Source organism: Desulfocicer vacuolatum DSM 3385, from assembly GCF_900176365.1.
Lineage (GTDB): Bacteria > Desulfobacterota > Desulfobacteria > Desulfobacterales > Desulfobacteraceae > Desulfocicer > Desulfocicer vacuolatum.
In genome coordinates, this window is sequence record NZ_FWXY01000004.1 from 227,041 (window position 1) to 247,964 (window position 20,924).

Here is a 20,924-nt window from a genome sequence, read left to right on the forward strand (position 1 = left end):
GATTAGAATGTCCATCCGGTGTGGAATTTTTTGTGGGGGGTGCCGTCTTTTTTCAGGGTATGTACGGCACACACCATGCATGGATCAAAGGAACGAATAACATGTCCTGCTTCCACAGGGTTTTCCAGATTTTTTAACGCCACACCCTTTAACGCTTTTTCCCAGGGGCCTGGGTGTTTGTTTTTGTCCCGGGGAGAACCGTTCCAGGCTGTGGGGGTGATGATCTGATAGTGGCTGATTTTTCGGTTTTTTATTTTTACCCAATGACCCAGGGCCCCCCGGGGGGCTTGCACCATGCCTGCGCCCTCACCGTCGGGGATGCTTTTAACAGAGGTGTAAAAAGGCGCGTCACGATGGGTCATAAGTTCATTGAGCCAGGTGCCCATGGCCGGAAGCAATGAGGCAGGACGTACCATGCGGGCCAGCTGGCGAATGAGTGCGCTGGCCCCTTTTTGTTGGATCATGTCATGGAACAACGGCACTTTGTCCATGATCATCTCTGCCAGGGGGCCGGTTTCGGCGGGAACACTGTTATACCGGGGCGCTTTGACCCAGGAGTATTTTTCACCGCTGCTGCCCGAAGCATAGGGCCGGGTGATGCCGTCAAAGGGGTGGAGGGTGGTTTTTTCCTGTTCAAACCAGGCCGCAGACACATCTTCCGTTATTTTGGTTGGGTCCAGGGGCCGGGGGGTGATACCTGTGGCAAATCCGGGTGCGGTGAGAACAAGATTTTGCCTTTTTCCCGGCTCATCTTTATCATTGATTTGATTCAGGGGAACCACACCGGTGTGCCGGGGAAAGGGAAAATTACCAAAGGAAATATAATTGTCCGTTCCCCTGCCAAAGGTGTCAAGGCCGGCTTTCCAGGCAAATCGCAGAAAAAAGCCCACTTCGCTGTTCCGGTGGCAGGGGGATTCCCCAAGCCAGTTTTCAAGGTCCTTGAAGCTACTTACGGCCTGCCATCGTTCCATGGTGCAGCCCAGAACCCGGGATTCAAACCACTCTTTGAATTGCTCAATGATGAGACGGCACTGCATGAGTTTGGCCGTATCAGGAATGGAGGTAACTCCGCCGGGTACCATAAAGGAGGTGTGGGGCCACTGGCCTCCGATGATGGCAATGACCTCAATGAGACGTTTGGTTTTTCGGATGACTTCCAATACGCTGGTACCTTTGAGCATCTGGTAGCGATCCACGGCCTCTTTAAAAAGGGGATGGTGGCGGTAGGCCTGGGCATTGGTGAAATCGGCCATGTACATGAGAATGGCCTGGCGCATATCGCTTTGGATGGTTTCTGCAATAAGCGCAATATTGCGAAGGCGAATGGCATTGTCCGGCGGGGTGATACCGGTGATGCTATCCAGGGCTGTTACCGCCGCAGAAAGATGGGTCAGGCTGCAGATACCACAGATGCGGGGGGTGATGACAAGGCCGTCCAAGGGGCCCCTTCCCACCATCATGGATTCAAATCCCCGGAACATGGTGCCAGCACTCCAGGCGTTGTCTATGCGGTGATCAACAACATCCACCCGGACTTCAAGATCTCCTTCCACCCGGTTCACAGGGATGTTTAAACCTTTAATAATTTGGGACATCTATATTTTCCTCAGACTTTGGAACTTCGTTTTTTCAAGCGATCCGGGGCAGCTTCGGCCGCCATTCCCTTGTAGACCATGTAGTGCGCCCGGTTCACCCCCCGGGGAAGTTCCAGGGGAATTCCTTCGATGTTTGGGGTGTGAAAAAAGGAAATCGCCCGGGGGAAATCAGGGTCTGTGCATCCAAAACAGGGAACCCCGGCCCGGGGTTTTGAGGAATGGCGATTCCAGAGCAATTTATTGCAGGGACCGGGAACCAGGGGACCGGCACAACCCATGTGAAAAAAAAGGCACCCCATTTCGCCAAAATCCGATTCTTCAATGCGATATTCGTGGTATTCATTGCGCGTACATCCCTGGTGAACCATGGTGCTGTACCACTCCAGGGGGCGCTGGAATTTGTCAAGTTCCAGTGGGGTATCCCCGGCCAGGGCCATGAGGGTCCCGGCAATGACATCGTGATGACAGGGACAGCCTGCAAGGTTGATCACCGGAAGGCCTGATTTTGCCCTGAATCCGGCACCCAGGGCACCGCCTTTTTCTTTTTTTCGAAATTGCAGGCCTGTGGCTTCAATGGCATGGTCCACACCAAACCCTCCAAAGGCGGCACAGGTGCCCAGGGCCACCACCACTTGGGCCTGGTGGGCAAGGAGGTGGAACAGCTCTTTCTTGGCCCGCCCATTGAGGGTGTCAAACATGCCGGTGCCGGCAGGTCCACAGATAATGGCACCCTCCACCACCAGAATATCCAGCTCAATCTTTCCAGATGTGATTTGATCCACCATTTTCCGGTGGGAGGTATGGGAAAGGCTGGAAAGGGAAGGGTGCCACAGCAGATCAATGTTAAGGGTGTTAAACAGCGCATTGACATCCAGAAAATCACTGCTTAAAAGCGAATAGGTGTCTCCGCCACATCCGCCTGCCTGAAGCCAGTAAACTGTTTTCATGGGCTTTCCCCCATTTGTTGATGGTGTTTTTCGAGTTTGTGTCGGCAGCATATTGGGGTTTGCCAAAGGCTGAGTTCCAAGGCTAAACCGCATTTTACATGAAATACTCCGCAGATGAGAGTGTATTTCAAGTTTTGTTTTGGGCAGAGCCGGATCACAATACGGCCCGCCCATGGCGGTTATAGCATGTGGTTTTTTTCAAGTCACGGACAAAAGTAAAAGAGGAGTGCATGGGCCTGACAAAAGATAGCCCTTTGATTTTCAAAGCCCGGATGCATACCGTTCCAAGCCCAAGCCTGCTTTTATCTGCCGTAAATGTGAGCACTGCCCAAACATTTACATAACCAAGCCGAATACTTATTATCTGCCTTCATGTTTCAGCGGGTATTGTGGAAAAGGCATATTGATTTCTGCCTTGTTTTTTTGCCCGGTACAGCAACCGGTCTGCTGAATCCACGATGTGCATGGGAGCAAGGGTGGCAATGGGTACCATGGAAGCCACTCCCATGCTCACGGAAACATATTTTTTCACCAGGGAGGTTTCATGGGGGATTTCAAGGGCCTTAATGTCAGCCATGATTTTTTCTGCCACGGCTTGGCCGCCCTTTTCATCGGTGTCCGGCAAAATGACGGCAAACTCTTCTCCACCGTATCGTGCCGCAAAATCTGCTGCCCGTCCCGATGCCTGGCTTAATGTCCGAGCCACTTTTTTTAGACAGTCATCACCGGCAAGGTGGCCATAACGGTCATTGTAAAGTTTGAAATAATCAATGTCTATCATGATCAGAGTCAGCGGGTGTCGATTGCGTTCACATCGTTGCCACTCCATTGAAAGAACCATGTCAAATCGTCTGCGGTTGGAAATCTGGGTGAGTCCATCTATGTATGACATGGTTTCAAGTTTTCTGTTGGCCTGGAGAAGTTCATGGTTTAAGGTGGCAAGTTTTTCATTGTACTGGGACATGTAGCGTTGGCGGTAAATTAAAAATGTCCCTGCCAGCACCCCCAGTGCCCCCAGTTTCCATATAAGAGCATAATCAATTCCTGTCTGGTAATTTAGCTGCATCCAGTTCTGGAACAGTCGGTGGTGCTCTTCCCGGGTCAATGAGTTGTTTGCCTTTTCCAGGATGGCAGATAGGACGGCATTGTCACCTCTTACCCCGGATTTGAAATGAATTTTCATGGGAATTTCGCCGGATATTTTGATGTCAAGAATTTGTTGCTTTTGAATATAATAACCGATTTCAGGGGCGGTGTGGATGAATCCGAAAAGGGATTGTTTCTGGACCATGGCAAGGCCTTGTTCAACGCTATCCACGGGAACGAATTGCATTTCCGGGTATTTTCCCCGGAGGATTGAATAGAAAGATGTGTTGCGACAAATACCGATTTTTTTCTGGGAAAGTCCTTCAAGGGTGTTGATGTAAAGGGCTTTGTTGTCCGTGGCAATGACCAGGGGATATGCGACATAGGGCAGCGTTGTCTGGACGTCAGCAGACACCACATCCCCTGTCTGTATCATGGAAATAATATCGCAATGCCGGTATCTACCTTCGGAATGGTTTTTGGGGGTGTCATGTTGTATATACCATTTAAAGGGCAGACCTATTTTGTCTGAAAGATGTTTGTAATATTCTGCAACAATTCCCCGGTAATCTCCCTCCTTGGTAATGTATTCATAGGGAGGATGATGGGGGTTTGCAACGCAGACGGTAAATTCTTTTTTTTGTTGAAGATATTTTTTTTCCGCCAGGGACAGATTCTTTATTGTTGCCGAATCTTCCTGGGGGGCCATCCATTTGGAGGTAAGTTCATTGAACTGCTCCGGTGTAATGATTGCAATGGCTTTGTTAAGGATATTTTGCATCATTGGCCAGTCATTTCTCACGGCCATTTGCAGGGGCAGTTCCCGGGAGACTTCAACTTCCATGATTACCTTGATGTCATTAATGAAATGGCTTTTTATAATGTGATTAATGACGCCAAGGGTTCCCACAAATCCGTCAACCATGCCCAAAGCCAGCTGATTTAAGCCCTGGGTGGTGTTGTTTACGATGATGTACTCGGGGCCTGGATGTTCCTGAATGATAAGTTCGGTGAGGGCATATCCTTTGGGCAGGGCAATTTTTTTGTTTTTTAATTCAGACAGCGATTTAAAACGATTCCATGTGGAATCCTTGGACACCAGTACTTTGACAAGCTTCATATAAGGCTGGGTGAATATTAAAAAAGATTCTCTCTCCCGGGTTTTCCAGATTCCTGGAAAAAGATCAATCTGTTTTTGCCTGCCCATTTCAAGGAGTTGGGGCCATGAAAAACCGTTGATGATGTCAAATTTGATTCCAATGGTTTCTCCGATGAGATCCAGGTAATCCATGACAAATCCTGCAGGTTTTCCGTTTCTCATGTAGTCAAAAGGGGGCCAGTCCATTTCATTGGCAACCCGGATAAGGGGATTTTTTTGTAGAAAAGATACCTCTTCCGGAGCCAGGGAGAGTTTTTGACTGGGATGAATGTTTCGATATCCCAGCCATTTTTTTTCAAGTTCGATGAGTTCGCCGGGGGGAATGGAGGCCAGGGCTTTTTCCAACATGCCGTGGAGCAGGGGGAATTTTTTGGGGACCATCAGGTGGAGGGATCTTTTTTTTCCCTGATCATATTCTTTGAACCAACCTGAAATTTTAAGAGCGTCCACATAGTTTTTTTCAAACATGAATCGGGCCACAGCAAAAAGTTCAATGGTTCCGTCTGCCCGTCCGTCAATGACTGCCTGGAAGGCTTCTTCCATATTTGTCAGCCTCAGTATATGGATATCAGGGTGATGTTTTTTTAGAAAATGTTCATGGGCATATCCTGTGGGGACAGCCATAATTTTTCCCCGGAATTGATTGATGCCGGAAACGGCCTGGGCATATCTTGGTATGATAAAAACCGTTTTATCTTTGTAATAGGGGCTGCTGAAAAGAGCAAAGGTTTCCCTTTTGGGGGTTTTGTATGCAGATTGGATGATGTCAATGTGGCCGTTTTTGAACCGGTTTATCAATTCTGTCCAGGAATATCCGTTGATGTATTTAATTTCTACTCCCAGGCGTTGTCCCACAATATTCATAAGGTCAATGCTGAACCCAAATGGCTGATTCCCAATGGCAAAGTCAAAGGGGGGCCAATCGAGCTCGTTGCTCACCCGGATCACTGGATGTTTCCAGATAAACGCCTGCTCTTCCGGGGATAAGTTCAATTTCACCGGGGGCTGTTTTGCCCATGCCATGGGTTTTATCCCAAAAATAAAGGACAGTAGACACAGCAGGAACAAAATATGGGGCCACTTGCCATGAAAGCGGTTGACCTGCCTGGAGGTTGTCATTTTAGATTTGTCCTTATGCTTAATGTGTTTGTTTTTTTATGCAATGCCTCCATTGACACCGAGAACCTGACCTGTGATGTAAGACGCCTGGTGGGAACAAAAAAAGGTGACGGCTGAAGCAACCTCCCGGGGCGTTCCTGCCCGTTTCATGGGAATGGTTTTTGCTATTTCTTCCAGGGAGAGGTTTTTCACCATTTCGGTGTCAATGAAACCCGGAGAAACTGCATTCACCGTTATATTCCTTGATGAGACTTCCCTGGAAAGCGCTTTGGTGGCACCGATGAGCCCCGCTTTGGAAGCTGAGTAGTTAACCTGACCTGCCTGGCCCATTTGTCCCGAGGTCGAGGTGATATTTACAATTCTGCCAAAATTTTTTCGAATCATTGATTTTACCACAAACCGGGTGACATTGTAAAATCCTGTGAGGTTTGTATCCAGAACCCTTTGCCATTTCTCCGGTTTCATCCGTACCATGAGGGTGTCGTCTGTGATTCCGGCATTGTTCACCAGAATATCAATTTTTTTATGTTTTTCCAGAATATTTTTTACAGTTGTTTCTGTCTGATCCCGGTCTGCCACATCAAAGCAGATGATTTCTCCACTTCCTCCGGCATTTTCAATGCTGCATAAGGTATCTTTTGCTGCGGCTTCATTCTTGATATAATTAATGAGTATATGTCTGCCTGTTGCTGCAAGATCCAATGCAACAAAGCGCCCTATTCCCCGGCTGGCACCTGTTACCAGGGCAATTTCACTGCATTCGACGGTTTTTTGTGAATTTAAAGATGAATTCATGTGCTTAAATTTCCTTTTTTGAGACCATTGTTTTTTTATAACTGCCACGGGCAGACCTTATCAAAATACGGTCCGCCCGTGGCGGTTTTATATTAAAAGGCAGCCTCCAAAGCAACCTCAGCAGAGCCGCCCCCCCGATGGGCAATAGGAACCGGACAATTGAGCTGTCTACAGTTCCGGTCCGGGCCCATTGCCCATCGGGGGGGCGGCGGCATAATACCATTTGGCTCCGCGTCTACGACCCTATATTTGTTGTGGCTGGAGATTACAGCCATGTGGGTTTTATATGAAATACTCTGCAAATCAGGGACGTATTTCAAGTTTTGTTGTGGGTAAAGCCGGATCAGAATACAGTCTGCCCGTGGCAATTATAGCAAAAATAAAGAAATTTTAATAACAATAACTGTTCTTTTTGAGCAGGTCATTTGGTCTGTTTCACCGGTTGTTATGGAATGGAGAAGTATTGTTCAATGTGGGACTCAGGGATGGATATTTGCATCGCATGGGGAAAGTGACATGTTATGCGTGGTTATCTATGGGAAATCCGCAGTAAGCCTCATTACCGTGTTCTGTGATATCAAGACCGGTGACTTCTTCTTCCTGGGAGGCCCTGAGACCAATGGTATGTTTGATGGCAAGAAAAAGAACCATACCCGTACCAAATGCCCAGACAAATCCCACGCCGATGCCCATGAGTTGGGCCATGAGAGTGGTGGTGCTGAATGTTTCCACACCAAAGAAGGCGTAGGCAAGGGTTCCCCAGGCACCACAGACACCATGGACACTGATGCAGCCGACAGGATCATCGATCTTTAATATCCGCTCGATGAAAAGAACACTGTATACCACCAGAACACCTGCCACACCGCCGATGATCACGGAATCCCACACACCTACCACATCAACAGCTGCGCAGATGGAAACCATACCGGCCAGGAATCCATTGACGGTCATGCCCACATCGGGTTTCTTAAATGCCATCCATACAGCTGCCATGGCTGCAATACCGCCGGCGGCCCCTGCAATGTTGGTCATGACGGCAATGCGGGCAAGGTTACCGTCAAAGGTGGTGGTGCTGCCCGGGTTGAATCCAAACCACCCAAGCCACAGGAGGAATCCGCCGATGACGGCAAAGGGAAGATTATGCCCGGGGATGGCCCGGGGTTTACCGTCAGCGTCAAATTTCCCAATTCTGGGACCAATGACAATGGCACCGGCCAGGGCCAGCCATCCGCCAATGGAGTGTACAACAGTGGAACCTGCAAAATCATAGAAACCAACGCCAAGAACACTTTCCAGCCAGCCCTCCCCGTCCAGGAGGCTGCCCCAGGCCCAGCTGCCAAATGTGGGGTAGATAAAGGCGCATATGATGGCACTGTAAACAAGATAACTGGTGAATTTGGTGCGTTCTGCCACGCCGCCTGAAACAATGGTGGCAGTGGTGGCGGCAAATACACACTGGAACAGCCAAAAGGCAAACCCCCACTGGGTGGCACCGGTGCTACCAAGGAAAAACAAAGACTCATCCGGACCTGCAAACATGATATGAAATCCCACGGCCAGGAATGCGATGGTTCCCATGCAAAAATCCATGATGTTTTTCATCATAATATTCACAGCGTTTTTAGCCCGGGTGAATCCCGATTCCACCATGGCAAACCCTGCCTGCATTAAAAAAACAAGAAAAGCAGCCATGCAGGTCCACAATACATCCCCTCTGTACTGAAAAATTTCCATGTCTGTGAGGTACCGTACAATGGTGGTGCTTGTGGGAACACCGTTTATGTTTATCTCCACCTCCTCTTCAATGGGGCTGGTCTCATCCCGGTAAGCTCCGGATACGGGCAGCTCCCTGCGGATCTCTTCCTGGGTTTTTCCCTGGAACAGGTAAACCGGATAGGTGGCTACGGCTTTGTTTAAGGTGGCGTTGTCATTGGCACAGGCCATGGAGGCGGATGTGACTGACCACAACATACACAAATAAAGACTCATCAATAAAAAAAATTTTTTAACCCCTGGGGTTACGGGGAAGTGGGCTTTGGGTTTCATGTTTCGGGTCTCCTTGAATTAGAATTTTGTCAATGATAACTTTTTGTATTTATTAATTGTATCGGCAGTTAATTTTGGTTCTGGTTCTGGGTCACATTGTTATGTCAGGTGGGGATTCACGGGTGCCTGGGAAAATCAGATGGCAGATTCCCCTGTTTCACCGGTTCTGATACGGATGGCATCATCCACCGGAAGGATGAACAGTTTCCCATCTCCGATTTTACCGGTACCGGCTTTCTCCATGATGATGGAAATAATTTTTTCCACCATGTCTGTTGCTGCCACAATGGAAAGTTTAATCTTAGGAACAAAATCCACCTGGTATTCAGCGCCCCGGTAAATCTCTTTGTGACCTTTTTGCCTGCCAAATCCCTTGACTTCGGAAAGGGTCATCCCTGTTACGCCAAGGCTGTTTAATGCTTCTTTGACTTCATCCAGTTTAAAGGGTTTTATGATGGCCTCAATTTTTTTCATTTTTTTTGTCTCCTGGGGTGGTCCGGTTTAACGTTAAGTTGTTTTCATTGCCTGGTTTGTTTACTTAAAAGGAAGCAAGATTTCAGACTGTGAATCCCTTGCTCTCTTTTGCCTATTGCTTTTTTGTTCTTGTAAATCTTTAAAAGCATAATAGATGCCATGTGTTGTGTTTTTGTTTTTAATTTTTATATATTATTGAAATAATAGTAAAATTTGGGGTTGGTTTTTGAATTGATTTTGCTGTAGATAAATTCTATTTTCTATTTAATTGCAAAAAAGTATCACTTTGTATTTATAATTACTTTTTTGTTGTTATATAAAAGCGTAGGTATGAATTTGGTGTTTAATGGCGTGTATTACATTGGCTGGATGGGAAAAATATAATGGGTCAGGGTAGGGGTAAGAAACTCAACGGGCTTCATTTCAAAGCCGGCATTTTTAAATGTACCGATGGGTTCAGGCTTTTGTTATTGATGTTATCGACCAAGGCCTTTGCCAACGAAAAAAGCCTCGATAATGTCAATAACGAAAGCCTGAACCCACCACGAAATGCGAACACCGAAAGTTGAGTAAGAAAGTAACTGGAAATTGACAGGGAGAAGTAAAATGTTGGAAATATTTATAAAAGGCTTGACTGAAAGGTGTTTATGGTTGATAAATTAAATATAGTTAAGGACTAATAAAAGGACTGACATGTCTATCTACGAAAATGCGGGTACATTGTTTCTGGGAAGTCGTTTAAAAAGATTGAGTGATCAGTTTTTATCTGATCTGGGCAAAATTTATGAAGGGGCGGGAATTTCCTTTGAACCCACCTGGTTTCCCATTTTTTATCTTTTGGATACCACAGAGGATGTGACCATTTCACGCATTGCAAAACAGTTGGAGATAACCCATTCCGGGGCAAGTCAGATGGTGACCTCCCTGAAAAAAAAGGGCTTTGTTGAGATATCCCGGATTTGCCAAGACAGGCGTTTGAAAACCGTGGCATTCACGGCCCGGGGAAAGGCCAAATTAAAAGAGATCAAACCGGTGTGGAGAGCACTTCGGGAAAGTATGGATGATCTGCTTTCACCCAAAGGGCAGCGATCCAGGGTTTTGGGCCTTCTGGAAGAGTTGGAGGCAGGCATGGCCCGCATGGATCTTGTTATGACCGTGGAAAAAAGGCTTTTATTTAATCAGTTTCTGGATGAGATTGAAATTGTGCCTTACCTGGCTGAACTGCATGATGCGCTTATGGCTCTGGTGCTGGGATGGATTGCTGACAATCCCCACACCCTTCACCGGGATGTCAACTGGATGCATCAGATGCCTTTTACGGTTTCCGGGGGAAAAATGCCCCTGATTCTCATGGCAGTTCATCAAAAAGAGGTAATATGTGCCTGTGTTGCCATGCCTGATTCCCGGAATCACAGTGCTGAACTTTCCCTTGTTTTTAAAGTTGACCGGTTTTCCACCCATCTTGTTCAGGCTCTTTGGGATCAGATGAATGAACAACTGGAAAAAAAAGGGATTTTTCATGCAATCATACGGACTGACATCACCCATTCTTCCTTGTTAAAAATATTGCAGAAAAACGGGTTTAAATTAAGAGAAGTGGAAAAGAGTGCCGCAGGCCATGGCACCTGCATGTGTTTATCCAGAAATTTTAAAAAAGGAATAAAATCATGATGCAAAATATGGATGTATCCAATGCAATGACCATCAAAATGGATGAAATATTTACAACACTTCCAGACATGCCTGATTTTGTGGAGGGGATTAGAAGAGCTCCTAAGAGGCCCCTGCATCTGAATAAGTCTGAAATTGCCCTGGCCCTGAAAAACGCCTTAAGATACCTCCCCGAAGCCTGGCATAAAAAACTGGCACCGGAGTTTCTGGATGAACTTCTCACCTGGGGTCGTATCTATGGATACCGTTTTCGACCGGCGGGACGTATCCGGGGAAAATCCATTGATGAGTACAGGGGAAAATGTGTGGAAGGACGGGCCTTTCAGGTGATGATTGAAAATAATCTGGATTTTGACATTGCCCTTTATCCCTATGAGCTTGTCACCTATGGGGAAACCGGCCAGGTGTGCCAAAATTGGATGCAATACCGTATCATTAAAAAATACCTTGAACATGTCACCCGGGATCAGACCCTGGTGGTGGAATCAGGTCATCCCCTGGGACTTTTTAAATCATCCCCCACATCCCCCCGGGCCATCATCACCAACGCCATGATGTTGGGGCTTTTTGATGATCAGGAAAACTGGGAACGGGCCACGTCTCTTGGGGTTGCCAATTATGGACAGATGACCGCCGGTGGCTGGATGTACATAGGTCCCCAGGGCATAGTTCACGGAACCTACGGCACCCTTTTAAATGCGGCCCGCATGGAGCTTGGGGTGCCGGAAGACGGGAATATGACAGGAAAACTTTTTGTCACCTCGGGTCTTGGCGGCATGAGCGGAGCCCAGGGCAAGGCCATTGAGATTGCCAACGGAGTGGGCATCATTGCCGAGGTGGATGCTTCCAGAATCAAGACCCGTCATGACCAGGGCTGGGTGAGCCAAGTCACCCGGGAACCGGCTGAGACCTTTGCTGCGGCAGAAAAAGCCGTGGCAGCAAAAAAGGCTGTGGCCATTGCCTTTCATGGCAATGTGGTGGACCTTCTGGAATATGCTGTTGACAACAATATTTCCATTGATCTTCTATCGGACCAGACATCCTGCCATGTGGCCCATGGCGGTGGATATTGTCCCCAGGGGCTTACCTTTGAACAGCGTACGGAAATGTTGCGTTGTGATCCTGATGAATTTACAAAAAGGGTGGATCTCTCCCTTGTGCACCATTATAAATTGATTAAAACCCTGGTGGAGCGGGGAACCTATTTCTTTGATTACGGCAATGCTTTTATGCGGGCGGTTTTTGATGCCGGGGTGAAAGAGATCTGTAAAAACGGTGAAAACACACTGGATGGATTTATCTTTCCTTCCTATGTGGAGGATATCATGGGGCCGTTGATGTTTGACTATGGGTATGGGCCTTTCAGGTGGGTGTGTCTTTCCGGCAAGGAATCAGACCTTTTAAAGACCGATCAGGCGGCCATGAACTGCATTGACCCGGACAGGAGATTCCAGGACAGAGATAATTATATCTGGATAAGGGATGCCCAAAAGAACAAGCTGGTGGTGGGCACCCAGGCCAGGATTTTGTATCAGGACGCCATGGGCCGGGTGAACATTGCCTTGAAATTCAATGATATGGTAAGAAAAGGAGAAATAGGCCCTGTGATGTTGGGAAGAGACCACCACGACACCGGAGGCACAGATTCTCCCTTCCGGGAAACGGCCAACATAAAGGACGGCAGTAACATCATGGCGGACATGGCCATCCAGTGTTTTGCCGGGAACTGTGCCCGGGGCATGAGCCTTGTGGCCCTGCACAACGGCGGCGGGGTTGGTATTGGCAAGGCCATCAACGGCGGGTTCGGTCTGGTTCTGGACGGCAGTTCCCGGGTGGATGACATCATTCGACGGGCCATGCTCTGGGATGTCATGGGCGGGGTGGCCAGGCGCTCCTGGGCCAGGAACGAAAATTCCATGGCCACTTGTGCAGAGTTCAATGACATGTGCCGGGGGGAGGCCCACATCACAATTCCCTATCTCACCGATGAAAAAATGATTGATGATCTTGTGGACGACAAATATAAAAAATAGGGATGCAGTGGCAGGCTTGACCCCAGTGCTGCCGACCCCGGAATCGGGAGGAAAAAATGAATGGAAATTTGATTGTAAAAAATGCTGCGCAAGTGGTCACCTGCAGTGGTTTTAAGGCAAAACAGGGCCCGGAAATGTCCGATCTTTCCATCATTGACAATGGTGCTGTGATTATTGAGGCGGGCAAAATTAAAGCTGTGGGGGACTCCTTTGACTTGTTAAAAGGATTTGATACCCGGGAATTTGAGGTGATTGATGCCACAAGAAAGGCGGTGCTACCCGGGTTTGTGGATTCCCACACCCATTTTGTCTTTGGGGGATATCGTCCCGATGAATTTGCCTGGCGCCTCCGGGGGGACAGCTATATGGATATCATGAACCGGGGGGGAGGCATTGCCAATTCTGTACAGGCCACCAGAAACGCCTCCCCAGAGGAGCTCATGCAGGTGGGGCAAAAGCGCCTGGACTCCATGCTCAGTTTCGGGGTGACCACGGTGGAGGGAAAAAGCGGATATGGCCTGGATCTGGGCACGGAAATAAAGCAGCTTAAAGTAATGAAAGAACTTGGAAAAATCCATCCCATGGATATTATACCCACTTTCTTAGGGGCCCATGCCACCCCCCCTGAATTCAAAGGACGAACAGATCAGTTCATTGATCTTGTCATGGAGATGCTCCCTGAAATTGAAAAACAGCAGTTGGCGGAATTTTGCGATATTTTTTGTGAAAAAAATGTTTTCTCAGTGGAACAATCCAGAAAACTGCTGTCAAGGGCCAAAGAGCTTGGCTTTAAGCTCAAGATCCATGCCGATGAGATTGTTCAGTTTGGCGGGGCAGAACTTGCCGCCGAGCTGGGGGCGGTTTCTGCGGATCACCTTCTCCAGGCATCGGATCAGGGGATAAAGGATATGGCCGGGAGCGGTGTTGTGACAACCCTTTTGCCGGGAACCGCATTCAGTTTAAAGGAACCCTATGCCCGGGGACGATATATGATTGACAATGGATGTGCCGTGGCCCTGGCAACGGATTTAAATCCCGGCAGCTGTTTTTCTGAATCCATTCCCCTTATTGTTGCCCTTGCCACATTGTACATGCACCTGACCCCTGAGGAGGCCATCACGGCCCTTACCATTAACGGGGCTGCCGCTGTGGACCGTGCTGACAGAATTGGCAGTATTGATAAAGGAAAACAGGGCGATCTGGTTATTTTGGAATTTCCATCTTATCGCTTCATTCCCTATCATGTGGGTGTTAACACCGTTGAGACGGTTATCAAAAAAGGGGATGTGGTTTTTTCCAGGAATTTATAAGTTTTTTGGGCTCGGTTTTCTGATCTTAGCTTTTTCGTGCGTTGTTGTGGGCAGAGCCGGGTCAGAATACGGCCTGCCCGCGGCAATTTTATAAGAAAAGGCAGCCTCCAAGCCAAGCTAAGGCAGAGCCGCCCCCCGATGGGTAATAGGAACCGGACAATTGAGCTGTCTACAGTTCCGGTCCGGGCCCATTGCCCATCGGGGGGCGGCGGTATAATACCATTTGGCTCCGCGTCTACGACCCTATATTTGTTGTGTCCGAAAAGACATGCCCGTTATATGAAATACTCCGCAACCCCGGGGAGTATTTCTAACTTTGTTGTGGGCGGAACCGAATCAGAATACGATCCGCCCGTGGCGGTTATTTAGAAATTGAGCTTTTCGGCCTCGGGAGCAATTCCCGGCACTGTTTTTTCCTTGAGCAATGCCATGACAAGGGCCACGATACAAAGAAACATGATAATGATAAAAGGTACTGAGCCAATGATGGTGGCGGCTTTCAAACCGTTAAGACCACCTGAAAATGAAAATCCTATGGTGAGAACCCCTAAAAGCACTCCCCAGACAATGGTGAGCCGGTTGCCTGCCTTGGCATCGGAAGCATCCTGTCCTTTGGTGCAAAGCCGGGCCATGACATAGGTGGCGGAATCAGCAGATGTGATCACAAAAGAGGTGGCCAGCAAAACCCCCACAATGGACATGGGTATGCTAAGGGGCATCTGTTTTAAGGTTTCATATAAAGAGAGCTCCAGGGCCACTTTACCGATGGCTGTGCCCTGGAACAGATCCAGGTATATGCCGGTACCGCCGATGACGGTGGAAAAAACAAATGAGAACACCGCCGGTGCAAATAATACCATGAAAATAAATTCACGGATGGTACGACCGCGGGAAACCCTGGCAATGAACCCACCCACAAAGGGTGCCCAGGCGATCCAGAACGCCCAGTAAAATACAGTCCAGCCCCGGGTCCAGCCTTCATTTTCAAACAATACAGTGGAAAAGGAAAGTTTGGGCAGGTCCATTAAATAGGCACTGATCGTGGCTCCGAAATTTTTGAACAAAAATGAGGTGGGGCCAAAAATCAGAAAAAAGACAAACAAAATGAGCATAAGAACGATGTTCAGGTTGGACAGAAACTTGATGCCCCGTCCAATGCCGGTTATGGCGGAAATAACAAAGCAGATGGTGATAAAGGTGATGACAACTGCAACTGCAGCCGGGGTATTGGCAAAACCGAACAGATAGGAGAGTCCACCGGTCATCTGCATGGCCCCGGTGCCAAGACCTGTCACCACCCCAAACAGAGTGGCCCAGACGGCAAAGGTATCCACTATTTTACCGAATAGACCGTTGCAGGCCTTTTCGCCGAAAATAGGGACCAGACAGCCGGAAACAAGGGAACCCCGATTTTTACGAAAGTTAAAATAGGCAAGGCAAAGGCCCACAACCGCATAAATGGCCCAGGCATGGAAACCCCAGTGGAAAAAGTAAATTTCCTGGGCCAGCTTTGCGGCTTCTCTGGTACCGGCTTCTCCCATGGGAGGATTGGCCATGTGGCTCATGGGTTCAGCAATGGACCAGAATAACAGGCCGATGCCCATGCCTGCGGAAAACAGCATGGAAAACCAGCTTATGGTGGAAAATTCCGGTTTTTCGTCATCTTTGCCCAACTTGATTTTCCCCAGGGGGGACATTCCCAGGGCAATGCAGAACAAAAGAAAAGCAGTGACGCCTAAAAGATAGATGGACTGCATGTAGTGACAGATGCCACCCACCATGGCGTTGCTGACTTTGGCCAGCTGTTCCGGCATGAAAAGCCCCATGACTACAAAGGGTACGGTGAGGGCGATGGTGAGGTAAAAAACCATGGGATCCACTTCTTTACCGAACAGACGTTTCAGATAATTTTGATTTTCATCCATTTTTGTTTCCTTTTAAAATTGATTGTGCGGGTTTAGAACCATTTCCTGACGGGAAAACAACAAAACCTGATTATTTTAAACCGAAAAAATGTAAATATTTGGACAGTGCCCCATAATCACGTAGAAACGGCTGGATAATTTGTTGCACAACGGGGTTCCTATCACCCGCAACGGGTTAAGCGTTTATCTTCTTATTGACATAGGTCTTGAGGTCCTGTTCCATAGCTGGATCCATGTCCGGTTTTTTCCAGGCATCAATGCGTTCTTTTACATGTGCGGTGGCCCGGGCAACCATATCACCGTTGTTTTTTGCCTCCCACTCTTCATAGGTGCATTTACGTGTGATTTTGGACGGGAAAAATGCAGTGCGGCAGTGCATTGCGGTTTCAGGCTGCATCATAAAACTGCCTCCGGGGCCCACCCGCTCAATGAGATCTGTGTTTATGACTTCATCGGTGATTTCCAGGGGAGTCACCGCCTTTTTGATCATGCCGCATACCTCTTCATCAATAATGAATTTTTCAAAGCTGACAGCTGCATAGGAGCCAAGAATACCACAGGCCTGGTGGATGAAATGGGTTCCGGACAGCACAGGTGTTGCCATGAGCAGGGCTGATTCAATGCCGGACTGGGCATTAATGGAAAAGGAATCAGTGAGGTTACCGCCGTACCGACAGGGCAGACCGTAATGAGCCGCCATCTGGGTTGCAATGCCCATGAGCTGGAGTGATTCGGGCCCCCCCAGGCTGACACCGCCGGTACGCATGTCCGAGGCACATGAAGTTCCTCCGCAAACACAGGGGACACCTGGATTGATGAGTTGGGCCAGGACAATTCCGGACAGACTTTCTGCCATTTCCAAAGCAGCTGTACCGGCAATATTGATGGGGCCTGTAATACCGGCCAGAACCATGGAGGAAATCAATAGAGCCTGGCCCTGTTGGGCAAATTCAATAAGTCCCTGGAGGGTATCGTCGGCATAGGAGAGCGGAGACAGCGGATTCACAGACACGATGGAAATCGGATGATCCAGTTCAGCTGCGGGTTTTCCAAAAACAATGGATGCCATTTCCGTGATCTCTCTGCCGTTTTCCCGGCAGCAGGGGTTGGAAACCAAAGGCATGTCCGTAAGGGTAAAGGCCGCTTCCAGCATTTTTGTGGCTGCATTTTTCGGGGTTAATTCCGCAGGAATGGCAATGGAACCGGCTGCAAAATCCAGATAAGGGGATGTCTGGAGCAGTTTACAAAAATTTTTCTGATCCGTCAGGGTCCCGGTGCGGCGGGTGCCGTCAGGATCAATCACAAATGGGGCAGCCCATGCAGGACCAAAGGCAAAATGCTCTCCACCTATTTTGATGTTTTTTCCCGGATTTCTGGCCTGGATGATAAATTCTGAGGGAACGCTTTTAAGGGCGTTGAAAATCTGGGATTCTTCAAAAAAAACCTTTTCCCCCTCTGTTTTAAAACCATGCTTTTTAAAGATCTCAATGGCTTTGGCCTCCTTGAATGCAACCCCCACCCGGTTGAGAATACGCATGGCTGCATTGTGAATGATCTGAATCTGTTCGCCTGTTAACGGCTGTAGTCTATTTTGCATGGGCTGCTCCCTTAAAATGATTTTTTTGATATTAAACAGCAGTGTCACATCAGACACCGCCTTGAAATTCTTTGTTTTCCCTGGATTTTTTACCCTGTGGGGAACAATGGATATTTTGTTTAGCAATAGGTGTGCCAGATAAAATGTTTGTTTTAATATCTTTTTATTTTAAATGCTTATCTTTTTGTTGTAAAAGGATGACATGGGGTTGATGTGGAAGGAAAAATAATAAATTTCTTAAATCAGGGGCTGTATTTTAAGAAAATTATCATATTCTAATTCTGGATGTTTGGTGGGGATGGGGGCAGGCTGGCATCTTTGTTGTGTTTGTGAGCATCTGTATTATGTTCAGTTGGTTATCAAAAGTGATGACAACACAATCCAGATTCCTTTTATCAATTTTTAGTTTAAATATAGATTGTGGTATGATTATTGATTGTGAGAATGTTTCACAGGATTGTTTTTTGTACGAGAAGGCAGGCTTAAATCATAGACAGCAGAGCACCCGACGGCTGCCGGCCTGCGCAAATCATATTCTGATCCGGCCCTGCCCACAACGAAAAATGATACTCCAACAATTACAGGTCGTTGGATGGAGTGTCATATAAAAAAAATAATAACAATGATTTTCAAATTAAATGAATAAATTTTTTAAAACAATATGCACTGGAATGCTCTTTTTATGGGCGGGATTATTCCTGTGCACCGGGTTGAACGCTGCAGTTCCAGATTTGACACCGGAAGAAAACCTATGGCTGATCACCCACGATCGCAAGGTTCGTCTGGCCCATACCCCGGACTGGCCCCCCATGGATTTTCTGGGACAAGACGGTACCCCTTCGGGCATGGTGGCTGATTATATCCGTTTGATTGAAAAAAAGCTGAACTTCAGATTTAAAATCGTCCGGGTTAATTCCTGGGATCAAATGCTTGAAATGGCAAAAGATGGAACCATTGATGTCATCAGCGCCGGCCAGGAAACCCGTGGGCGCAGGGAGTTCATGAGCTGGTCCACGCCGTTTCTAAATCTCAAAACCACTATTATTGTCAAAAAACAGCACAGGGGTGAACTCACCCTTGAAAAGATGAAGGGAATGAAAATAGGTGTTGTCCACCAGTATGCAGTGGGCGAGTTTATCCGGGAATTTTATCCCCAGCTCACCATGATTGATGTGCCAAGTTCCGTAAAAGGCATTCGCATGGTATGCTTTGGAGAACTGGATGCCATGATCACTGAATTGCCCAATGCCCTCCATATTATTGAAATGGAAAAAATTCCCAATCTTCACCTGGGAGGAGATACCGGCTTTAAACTTCACCATGGCATGGGCATCCGAAAGGACTGGCCCCTTTTTAGCACCATCATTGAAAAAGCCCTGGCCACGGTCACTGAAGAGGAACACAAGAACATATACAATAGGTGGATGCGGCTGGGTACCCCGGTTTTTTATCAGACCCGGGCTTTCTGGTACACCATGCTGGGGGTGGCTGGAGTGGCCTTTTTTCTCATCGGCTCTGTCCTGATTTGGAATATGCAGTTAAAACGTCAGGTACACCAGCGCACCGAGGCCCTTCGGATCAACGAGGTGGGGCTTGAAGCCTTGCTGGCTCTGAATGAAAGACCCCATGGTTCCATACGGGAGATCATTGAATTTGCATTTCAACAGATGTTGGAATTGACCCAAAGCCGCTTTGGATACCTTGCCCTGGAGGATCAAGACGGCATCACCTATGTTGTGGATCACAGCCTTCCTGATGCCGGTCGACAATTCAGGGTTTTGAATCACGGAGGTGGTTTCAGTGGCGAAACAAAAGGATTCTGGGGAGAAGCCGTTAATCGTCGCAAGCCTATGATATCCAATGATTACCTTCGGTCAAACCCCCAATTAAAAGGGATACCTGCGGCCCACAAGAAGATTGTCCGCTATATGAACGTGCCTATTTTTAACCGGGGAGAAATAGTAGTGGTGGCCGGTATGGGGAACAAGGAAAGCGATTATACTTTGTCTGACCTTCGTCAGCTGAGCCTTCTGGCCCATGGGATGTGGCGTATGATTCAGCGTAAAAAAGCTGAATACGCCATGCAGAAAAGTGAAAAAAGATTTCATGATCTGCTGGAATATTCTCCCAACGGCATCGCCATCGTTCAGAACAATAAAGTTGTGTATGAGAACACCATCCAGCGAGAATTGATGGGAGATCTCAATTTCCTGAATCCAGGTAGAACCCCCAGATTTCACCAGGATGATCTGGCCGGAGTCCAGGCGTTTTTCCGGCAAATTACAAAGGATGAACTGAAGCAATCTGAAGTGGCATTTCGTTTTTACGGCAAAGCCGCTGATGAATCCCGGTATCCCCCCACCTGGGTTACCTGCATTGCCACCCCCATTGATTATAATGACCATGCAGCTTATCTGCTCATTTTCATTGATATGACCGAAGCCAAAAATCTGGAACATCTGCTCATTATTCAGGACAAGATGGCCTCACTGGGGCATGTGTCCGCCGGGATTGCTCATGAAATAAGAAATCCTTTGTCCGGTATCAACATTTATCTTGGCACCATTGAAAAATATTTCAGAAATCCGGATAAAGCAGATAAAATAGATGCCTCCATCCAGGCTGTAAGATCCGCTTCGGGCAAAATAGAATCTGTGATCAAGCGGGTGATGAATTTTGCCAAACCCACGGAACCCAGATTTGCCTTTATCCATATCAATGAACCGGTGCGGGAGGCAATCAAATTGACGAATTTTTCTTTGAATAAAAAAGGGATAAACATCACCCAGAACCTCGATGATGAGCTTCCCCGCTGCCATGCAGAGCCCCATCTCATCGAAGAGGTGATGCTGAACCTTATCAACAATGCCGCCGATGCCCTTTCCCAGGTTCGCGATGGCGGTGAAATTACGATTTCAAGCCATTCCACCGGGGAGAGCATAGTGATTCAGGTGGCAGACAACGGGCCGGGCATTCCCCGGGATTTACGGGAAAAAATATTTGATCCTTTTTTTACCACAAAAGCACACAGCACCGGTATTGGCTTGAGCCTGTGCCACCGCATCGTTACAGATCACAAGGGCAGGCTGGAGCTGAAGCACTCCAGTCGGGATGGCGCGGCATTTATCATTAAATTGCCGGTGTCCCCTTCCGGGGCCCGGTAG

Annotated in this window: 12 protein-coding genes; 4 read left to right on the plus strand and 8 right to left on the minus strand. The window is 47.9% G+C overall.

The window, feature by feature from the left end; genetic code table 11:
- Positions 1-2: 2 nt before the first annotated feature.
- From B9A32_RS05640 to B9A32_RS05665, 6 genes are all read right to left on the minus strand, one after another.
- Entirely contained in the window at positions 3-1,595 is a 1,593-nt protein-coding gene (locus B9A32_RS05640) for a nickel-dependent hydrogenase large subunit (protein WP_084067402.1), read from the minus strand.
- A gap of 11 nt (positions 1,596-1,606) precedes the next feature.
- On the minus strand, positions 1,607-2,542 hold the full coding sequence (locus tag B9A32_RS05645; protein ID WP_084067403.1) for an NADH-quinone oxidoreductase subunit B family protein: 936 nt from the start codon (positions 2,540-2,542) through the stop codon (positions 1,607-1,609).
- Between the two features lie 370 nt (positions 2,543-2,912).
- On the minus strand, positions 2,913-5,906 hold the full coding sequence (locus B9A32_RS05650) for a transporter substrate-binding domain-containing protein (protein ID WP_084067404.1): 2,994 nt from the start codon (positions 5,904-5,906) through the stop codon (positions 2,913-2,915).
- Positions 5,907-5,942: 36 nt separating this feature from the next.
- The gene (fabG, locus tag B9A32_RS05655; protein ID WP_084067405.1) at positions 5,943-6,701 is read right to left on the minus strand and encodes a 3-oxoacyl-[acyl-carrier-protein] reductase; all 759 of its coding nucleotides are present in this window, start codon (positions 6,699-6,701) and stop codon (positions 5,943-5,945) included.
- Positions 6,702-7,220: 519 nt separating this feature from the next.
- Complete coding sequence (locus B9A32_RS05660) at positions 7,221-8,750, minus strand: ammonium transporter (protein ID WP_232367055.1); 1,530 nt, start codon at positions 8,748-8,750, stop codon at positions 7,221-7,223.
- A gap of 135 nt (positions 8,751-8,885) precedes the next feature.
- Positions 8,886-9,224 carry a P-II family nitrogen regulator gene (locus tag B9A32_RS05665; RefSeq protein WP_084067406.1) on the minus strand — a complete coding sequence of 113 codons (339 nt, stop codon included), beginning with the start codon at positions 9,222-9,224 and terminating at the stop codon, positions 8,886-8,888.
- 693 nt (positions 9,225-9,917) lie between these two features.
- Here B9A32_RS05665 and B9A32_RS05675 point away from each other — a divergent pair.
- From B9A32_RS05675 to hutI, 3 genes are read left to right on the plus strand one after another with little or no spacing between them, the layout of a single operon-like run.
- Positions 9,918-10,895, plus strand: coding sequence for a MarR family winged helix-turn-helix transcriptional regulator (locus B9A32_RS05675; protein WP_084067408.1), 978 nt, complete (start codon positions 9,918-9,920; stop codon positions 10,893-10,895).
- The gene (locus B9A32_RS05680; RefSeq protein ID WP_084067409.1) at positions 10,892-12,928 is read left to right on the plus strand and encodes a urocanate hydratase; all 2,037 of its coding nucleotides are present in this window, start codon (positions 10,892-10,894) and stop codon (positions 12,926-12,928) included. Before B9A32_RS05675 ends, B9A32_RS05680 begins: the two co-directional genes overlap by 4 nt.
- 56 nt (positions 12,929-12,984) lie before the next feature.
- The gene (hutI, locus tag B9A32_RS05685; RefSeq protein ID WP_084067410.1) at positions 12,985-14,238 is read left to right on the plus strand and encodes an imidazolonepropionase; all 1,254 of its coding nucleotides are present in this window, start codon (positions 12,985-12,987) and stop codon (positions 14,236-14,238) included.
- Between the two features lie 365 nt (positions 14,239-14,603).
- Here the strand turns inward: hutI and B9A32_RS05690 are convergent, their stop codons facing one another.
- Entirely contained in the window at positions 14,604-16,163 is a 1,560-nt protein-coding gene (locus tag B9A32_RS05690; RefSeq protein WP_084067411.1) for a BCCT family transporter, read from the minus strand.
- 175 nt (positions 16,164-16,338) lie between these two features.
- A complete protein-coding gene (locus B9A32_RS05695; RefSeq protein WP_232367056.1) occupies positions 16,339-17,886 on the minus strand; it encodes a trimethylamine methyltransferase family protein in 1,548 nt (515 codons plus the stop codon).
- Positions 17,887-18,431: 545 nt separating this feature from the next.
- On the opposite strand from B9A32_RS05695, the gene B9A32_RS05700 reads away from it, so the two are divergent.
- Positions 18,432-20,924, plus strand: a complete 2,493-nt coding sequence (locus tag B9A32_RS05700; RefSeq protein ID WP_232367057.1) for a GAF domain-containing protein — start codon at positions 18,432-18,434, stop codon at positions 20,922-20,924.